At 37.5% G+C, this 7,991-nt stretch carries 2 protein-coding genes, 2 tRNA genes and 2 rRNA genes (1 of these 6 cut by a window edge); all 6 read right to left on the bottom strand.

Annotated features, from left to right (window positions below; all coding sequences use genetic code 11):
- A 23S ribosomal RNA gene (locus tag D1818_RS18920) occupies positions 1–477 on the bottom strand (it extends 2,355 nt beyond the left edge of the window).
- A 246-nt stretch (positions 478–723) separates the two neighbouring features.
- Positions 724–797 (bottom strand) — tRNA-Ala (locus D1818_RS18915).
- A gap of 186 nt (positions 798–983) precedes the next feature.
- A tRNA-Ile gene (locus D1818_RS18910) sits at positions 984–1,057 on the bottom strand.
- Positions 1,058–1,221: 164 nt separating this feature from the next.
- A 16S ribosomal RNA gene (locus D1818_RS18905) occupies positions 1,222–2,745 on the bottom strand.
- Together the 16S and 23S rRNA genes with 2 tRNA genes alongside form the textbook arrangement of a ribosomal RNA operon.
- Positions 2,746–3,319: 574 nt before the next feature.
- Positions 3,320–5,623 carry an FdhF/YdeP family oxidoreductase gene (locus D1818_RS18900; RefSeq protein ID WP_118460722.1) on the bottom strand — a complete coding sequence of 768 codons (2,304 nt, stop codon included), beginning with the start codon at positions 5,621–5,623 and terminating at the stop codon, positions 3,320–3,322.
- A gap of 201 nt (positions 5,624–5,824) precedes the next feature.
- A complete protein-coding gene (locus D1818_RS18895; RefSeq protein ID WP_118460719.1) occupies positions 5,825–7,918 on the bottom strand; it encodes a putative porin in 2,094 nt (697 codons plus the stop codon).
- Positions 7,919–7,991: the final 73 nt, after the last annotated feature.

Genomic DNA, 7,991 nt, shown 5'->3' with positions numbered 1-7,991 from the left:
TCACTATCGGTCTCTCAGGAGTATTTAGCCTTATGGGATGGTCCCCACAGATTCATACAGGATTACACGTGTCCCGCACTACTCAGGATACCACTAAATCAATATATCTTACCTATACGGGACTATCACCCTCTTTGGTCAGTCTTTCCAAACTGTTCTAATTCAATATACATCTTATATCGTGGTCCTACAACCCCAGCACTGCCGTAACAATACTGGTTTGGGCTAATCCGCGTTCGCTCGCCACTACTAACGGAATCACTTTTGTTTTCTTCTCCTCCGGGTACTTAGATGTTTCAGTTCTCCGGGTTCGCCCCTATTGCTAGGTACTATATCTTCAATATAGTGGGTTGCCCCATTCGGATATCTGCGGATCATAGTGTATGTGCCACTCCCCACAGCTTTTCGCAGCTTATCACGTCCTTCATCGCCTCTGAGAGCCTAGGCATTCCCCATACGCCCTTAATTAGCTTATGCGTCTTTGCTTTAACTTGCTCTTTTAGTTTATTCGTCTTGTTATCTCCGATAAAAGATAACAAAACACTCTTTTAATTTATTATCATTAATCATCCTATTTCTAGAACAATTAATGCTCGTATTCTTTAAATCAATATGTCAATGAACGTTTTTCTTAATAACAATATAAAATCAATGATCATAAATACTTTTTCACTATGTGAATCCTGTGATTTATAAACTATCAATCCTATACCTAAAGAATTGTGGAGAATATCGGAGTCGAACCGATGACCTCCTGCGTGCAAGGCAGGCGCTCTAGCCAGCTGAGCTAATCCCCCATTATTTGAAATCCTAAATGTCGAATTCAGAATATCGAATGATGAAGTAATGAATTCTCAACTTCTAAAATTTCCTTTTCAATAATATAATTATGAACTTAATTTCATAGTAGTAAGCCTTAAATAATCCATAATAAGTCTTTTTTTTACTCATTACTTCCTACTTAATACTTTATACTAAAATCGTAGTCTCAGGCAGACTCGAACTGCCGACCTCTACATTATCAGTGTAGCGCTCTAACCAGCTGAGCTATGAGACTGTTTTATAGTAGTGAGTAATCAGTAATGAGTACTTAGATAAAATCTAAAACAATCCTTACTTAATACTTAATACTCCGTACTCAATACTAAAAAAATAATTAATTAACAGCATAAGACTAAAAATACCTAAAAATAACAATTCCTGTGTATCGTCTTTCTCTAGAAAGGAGGTGTTCCAGCCGCACCTTCCGGTACGGCTACCTTGTTACGACTTAGCCCCAGTTACCAGTTTTACCCTAGGCCGCTCCTTACGGTGACGGACTTCAGGTACCCCCAGCTTCCATGGCTTGACGGGCGGTGTGTACAAGGCCCGGGAACGTATTCACCGGATCATGGCTGATATCCGATTACTAGCGATTCCAGCTTCACGGAGTCGAGTTGCAGACTCCGATCCGAACTGTGATAGGTTTTATAGATTCGCTCCTTGTCACCAAGTGGCTGCTCTCTGTACCTACCATTGTAGCACGTGTGTGGCCCAGGACGTAAGGGCCGTGATGATTTGACGTCATCCCCACCTTCCTCGCGGTTTGCACCGGCAGTCTTGCTAGAGTTCCCGACTTGACTCGCTGGCAACTAACAACAGGGGTTGCGCTCGTTATAGGACTTAACCTGACACCTCACGGCACGAGCTGACGACAACCATGCAGCACCTTGTAATATGTCCGAAGAAAAGTCTATCTCTAAACCTGTCATACTACATTTAAGCCCTGGTAAGGTTCCTCGCGTATCATCGAATTAAACCACATGCTCCACCGCTTGTGCGGGCCCCCGTCAATTCCTTTGAGTTTCATTCTTGCGAACGTACTCCCCAGGTGGGTTACTTATCACTTTCGCTTAGCCACTCAGACCGAAGTCCGAACAGCTAGTAACCATCGTTTACGGCGTGGACTACCAGGGTATCTAATCCTGTTCGCTACCCACGCTTTCGTCCCTTAGCGTCAATACATTATTAGTGATCTGCCTTCGCAATCGGTATTCTAAGTAATATCTATGCATTTCACCGCTACACTACTTATTCTAACCACTTCATAATGATTCAAGACCTGCAGTATCAATGGCAATTTTCCGGTTGAGCCGAAAACTTTCACCACTGACTTACAGACCCGCCTACGGACCCTTTAAACCCAATGATTCCGGATAACGCTTGGATCCTCCGTATTACCGCGGCTGCTGGCACGGAGTTAGCCGATCCTTATTCGTAGAGTACCGTCAGAGTTCCACACGTGGAACTGTTTCTTCCTCTATAAAAGTAGTTTACAACCCATAGGGCAGTCTTCCTACACGCGGCATGGCTGGATCAGAGTTGCCTCCATTGTCCAATATTCCTCACTGCTGCCTCCCGTAGGAGTCTGGTCCGTGTCTCAGTACCAGTGTGGGGGATCCCCCTCTCAGGGCCCCTATCTATCGATGTCTTGGTAAGCCGTTACCTTACCAACTAACTAATAGAACGCATAGCCATCTTATAGCAATAAATCTTTAATCCTTAATGAATGCTCACTTAGGATACTATAAGGTATTAATCCAAATTTCTCTGGGCTATCCCTTACTATAAGGTAGGTTCTATACGCGTTACGCACCCGTGCGCCGGTCGTCAGCATTGTGCAAGCACAACCTGTTACCCCTCGACTTGCATGTGTTAAGCCTGCCGCTAGCGTTCATCCTGAGCCAGGATCAAACTCTTCATCGTGTATTCTTAAATATTATTTAACAATAACAACAGGAATTTAAAATCGTAATCTCAAAAATATTTCTAGTCTTAATTCTTATATGTAAAACAATTATATAAATACAATTGTAATACGCGCTGTCAATCAATATATCAATGAACTCTTTCAACGAACCCAACACAATCTTCATTGCTGGTCGTTAATCGTAAATCAAAAAGGAATCGAACCTCAAAAATGACCTAAATCAAACTACTCCAGTATAACTTTTATTCCTATGAACTTCGCTTGTTTCTCAAAGCGGGTGCAAATATACAACCCCTTTTTAAACTACCAAAATTTTTTTAAAATAATTTAAAATATTTTTTCAAGCCTTGAACAATAACTAAACAGAGTCCCTAAAAAACTCCCTCAACTACCGTAAACAAACAAAATCCTAATCAATGAACTAAACAAAAACAATATCCCGTTTTGCGGGTGCAAACATACAACCCTTTTCCGTTAAATCAACAACTTTTTTAAAGAAAATTTTAATCTTTTTATAACACCCTAGAAACATTAAACTTACAAACAGAAAAAAAATAAATAAATACAAAATCAAAACAAAACAACCTCTAAACTAACAACTATAGATTTACTAATTGGTGTATTACTCTTATCTGCATAATGATTATAAGGAACTAAAACATTGGTTTCAGGAAAGTACGCCGCTATATTTCCTTGTGGTATATTATAAGGAACTACTAAAAAATTAGATGCTTTTCTTTCTTTACCATCATATAAGCTTACCATATTAATGACATCAAACTTTTTTAGCTCACGTTTATTCATATCCTGAATATTCATTAAAACAATGCGTCGCTCATTATAAATTCCACGATAACGATCATCTAACCCATAAATAGTTGTATTAAATTGATCGTGTGAACGAATTGTCATTAATAAAAATTCATCTTCTTTTAGAGTATGTTCTGGCAAATCGCAACAACTAAATTGTGCCTTGCCTTCTGGTAGTTTGCTGAAGTCTAAATTTCTTACATTATTAGGTAAATAGAAACCAGAACCTTTTGATCTGACATTTAGATTATCGAACCCTTTGATTACTTCTTCTATTTTTTTTCGAATCAACTCATAATCTTCACTAAGTTGTTTCCATTGTACTGGATGTCCTTCACTAAAATACGCATTTGCTATTCCACCTATTATTTCTGGTTCGCTAACTAGGTTGTCCGAAGCTGGTTGTAGCATTCCTTTAGACTGATGTACTTTCCCCATACTATTCTCTACGGTGAAGTATCTTGGTTTCCCGTCCTTTTGATCTAATTCTGAACGTCCTAATGTTGGCAGTATTAAACTAGTCTTACCTGCAACTAAGTGTGTTCTATTTAACTTCGTACTAATATTAACTGTAAGCTCACAATTCTGTAGTGCTTCTGCAGTGAATTCCGTATCAGATGCAGCTGATAAAAAATTACCTCCAAGTGCTATAAAGACTTTTGCGTTTCCTTTATTCATAGCTTCTATAGCATGTACTGTATCCAAACCTTCTTTATCAGGAGCTGTGAAACCAAAAGTTTTCTCTATCGACTCATTAAGTGCTGGTGAAACGTGATGCATTATCCCAACAGTTCGATCTCCTTGTACATTACTGTGTCCTCTAACAGGGCAAGTTCCTGCACCTGGTTTACCTAAACTTCCTTTAAGCAATAACAGATTAACACATTCCTTTATATTGTTTACCCCATTTTTATGTTGCGTCAATCCCATTGCCCAACAAATAATGATCTTACTTCTTCTTGCTAATAATTGAACAACCTCATCAATTAAAGATTCTTCTACCCCACACAATTCTATTAATTCTTTTTCAGAGTATTGTTCTAAGTCTTTTAGCAACTCATCATAACCACTGGTATAGGCTGCTATAAATTGATGATCAAACACATCTTTATTTTCTTGATCTAAAGTTGCCAATTTCTTTTGAATCACTTTTAATAGCGAAACATCCTGATTGATTTTTACCTGAAGATGTATATCTGTTAGCGAAGTCCCTGAAGCGAATACCCCTTTAACTTCTTGAGGATTTTTAAATCTTATTAACCCTGCTTCTTCTAAAGGATTGACGCTAATGATTTTTCCACCATTCTCCTTACACTTTTGCAAGGCTGATAACATTCTGGGATGGTTGGTCCCTGGATTTTGACCAATTACCATTACTACTTCTGCCTGATCAAAATCTTCTAGCTTCACAGAACCTTTTCCTATTCCTAAAGTCTCACCTAATGCAACTCCACTAGATTCGTGACACATATTAGAACAATCCGGCATATTATTAGTTCCAAAAGCTCTTACGAACAAGCCATACAAAAAAGCTGCTTCGTTACTGGACCTTCCAGAAGTATAAAATATTCCTTCATCTGGGGTATTTAATTCTTTTAATTTTTTAGCCACTAACTCATATGCTTTCTCCCAGGATATTGGTTCATAATGAATACTATCTGGTTTTAAAACCATCGGCTCTATCAATCTTCCACTTTTTCCAATTTGATAATCAGACCAATTAGAGAGTTCTTCTACAGAGTATTTAGCAAAAAAGTCTTTATCTACTTTTTTATTTGTTGCCTCTTCTGCGAGTGCTTTTGCTCCATTTTCGCAATATTCACCAAGTTTGGATGGTTTCTCGGGATCCGGCCAAGCGCAACCAGGGCAATCAAACCCATCTTTTTGGTTCATTTGAAAAAGACCACTTACCGATTTCACAACACCCATCTCTTTAAACGCGTGGGTAAGTGCTACTTTTACTGCAGGAAGTCCAGCAGCGTATTCTGCAGGTTCCTGTAGCTTGATTCCTGTAAAAGTTTCGGGGCCTAAAACGGATATATTTCGTTTCTTGGTAGTACTCATAATATGCTTGCTATAAAAAGAAGTGATCTATATCAAAGATACGCCTTACGATCTATTTACTACGAATAGCAAATAGATTTTCCAATGAATAATCAAGATTTAATAAGCTAAAACAAATCGCACCAGGGATAGCAGTGAAAATCCCGCATCCGCCAAAAGCGGAGAGGAATTGTAGCGTATAGCCCGCTCGGGTGCCCTAAATTATAAAAAGAAATTCCAAACAAGACCGAAACGGATCACAGCATCACGTGGTGCATATCCAGGAGCGGAAAATTCGTTGTTCTGACTAAAAGCTTCGCCGAAATTTTCGACCTTAAAATAGATACGGGTTTGTCTAATTTTGGCATTAAAAAAGATATCAAACTGAGGAAAACCTCCAAAAGTCTGTGTTGTATCGCCAGCCTCATCTGTATTGTCAACGTCATTAAAATAGTCAATCTCTTCTGGGCTTTGCACATAAAATTCTGACAATACGGGATCATATCCATCGGCATCATACTCAGAATAATATTTAAAAGTAACACCTGCCTGTAAAAACAGTGCTTTCTTAAACCAATGATCTTGATAATACAAACTATTTCTGGTTACAATATTTGGGACATTATACACTTCGTATGTCCTAGTGACATCTCCATCAGTAACAGTATTGGTTGCTCCATCAACATTTTGATACACTATCGTATTATCCAACCCTAACCATCCAAAATTAAATGTCTGCGTTAGCTTAAGTTTTAGGAGGTTTATACTCCCGTCAAATTGTTCTGGTACTGTTAAAGAATCAGCATTTTTTGTAAAATATGTATAATTATCAGTAGTTGTATAGCTAGCCTCTAAATTAGCAAAATTCTTTACCTTAATATTTGCCTGAACCTTTTGTGTTTCTAAATTTTTGAAGTTTTTTTCTGGGTCATTATTATTATAATTCTGCCAATTGTATCCTACATAATCACTTTGATACAGTAAGAAATTATAATTTGGAGCCGAAGACTTTGTACTAATACCTAGTTGTAATCCATAATCATTAAGCTGATACCCAGCTGAAGCATTTAGATAATTACCATCAAAATCACCTGATACGATAGACATACCGTTAGCTGCTAATTGAAAACCTCTATAATTCTTTTGATATGATGCTCCGACAGAATAAATATCTCCTTTAAGTCTATTGGTAATAGTAGTATTATCCTCATCTGCTAGGCTAACTAATGTATTATATCCATAATTATAATTAGAAGTCCCCATATTGATTCTTAGGTTACCCAACCAGTCATTATTAACATCTAGAAACAACTGATTACTAAAATCCTCTAGTGCCACTTTATCAAATAAAGCTCCCGAAGATTCATAAGACTCACCAAAAAGATCATTAGCTGCTGCTTGGTCAAACTGGAATGACTTATCCGTTATATCTAATATGTGGCCAATAGACACATCTGTAGTACTACTATCGGTTCTCTTAATTATCGAATAGCTATGACTGAGATAAAATCTTTTACCAAGTAATATGCTTTCTGCATTTTCAAAATTAACCTCGATCGCTCCTCTATCAGCAAAATCAGCTGGTTCATCAAACTCTTCTGTGTTATTAAGATACTGGTTTAGCCCTGTTGCAGACAAACCTCCATTCTCTTCATTTAACAAATCCTGCGAAACAAAATGCGTTTTTATTCTATACCGATCATTTTTAGTTTGGTAATTAGCTGTTGCTCTAAAATTACCAGTACTTGTTAATGCATGTTGATACTTCCCTAATGATCGATTCCCTTTATATGCTATAGAAAGATTCAATCTCGGAGAAGTGTTTACTGTAAAAAATGCATCCAACTGCTGTCCTTGTTCAAAAGTTGTCTTAAAATACAACTCACTAAGCGGCGTAGGAACATTGTAATACTTGATGTCTTCTACTTCCATAAAGTTGAAATGCCTTGCTCTAGCTCCGAAAAGCGGCAATAAATGATTGCTCTCCTCAACTTTGATAAGACTATTATACGTTTGCCCCACATTATTTATAGGTTGCAATCCAAAATCATCTCGTCTTAGATAATTAAAATTATAATCTCTTTGGATAGTTAATGTAGTATCTACAAACGTAGTATCATTTTTTAGATCTACAATCTTATAATCAGTAATAGGCGGCTTACTCTTTCTCTTTTTGCCACTTGGTCTTGTGTTTTTACCAAGCTCCGGCCTCTCTCTGGGAGTTGTTGTACCACCAATCTCTTCTTCATTTCCTTCCTGAGCAACTGCTAGTGATCCAATAAGAAGTATAATTATAAATACTAAGTTCTTTTTCATCTATATAATAAACTGTTGGCAAAAATATACTTTTTTAACGAAAGTTAATGGTATGAATTGCCCGTTTTAGTAC

The sequence above is a fragment of the Aquimarina sp. BL5 genome, assembly GCF_003443675.1.
Classification (GTDB): Bacteria; Bacteroidota; Bacteroidia; order Flavobacteriales; family Flavobacteriaceae; genus Aquimarina.
This window is presented reverse-complemented; position numbering and strand designations above follow the sequence as displayed.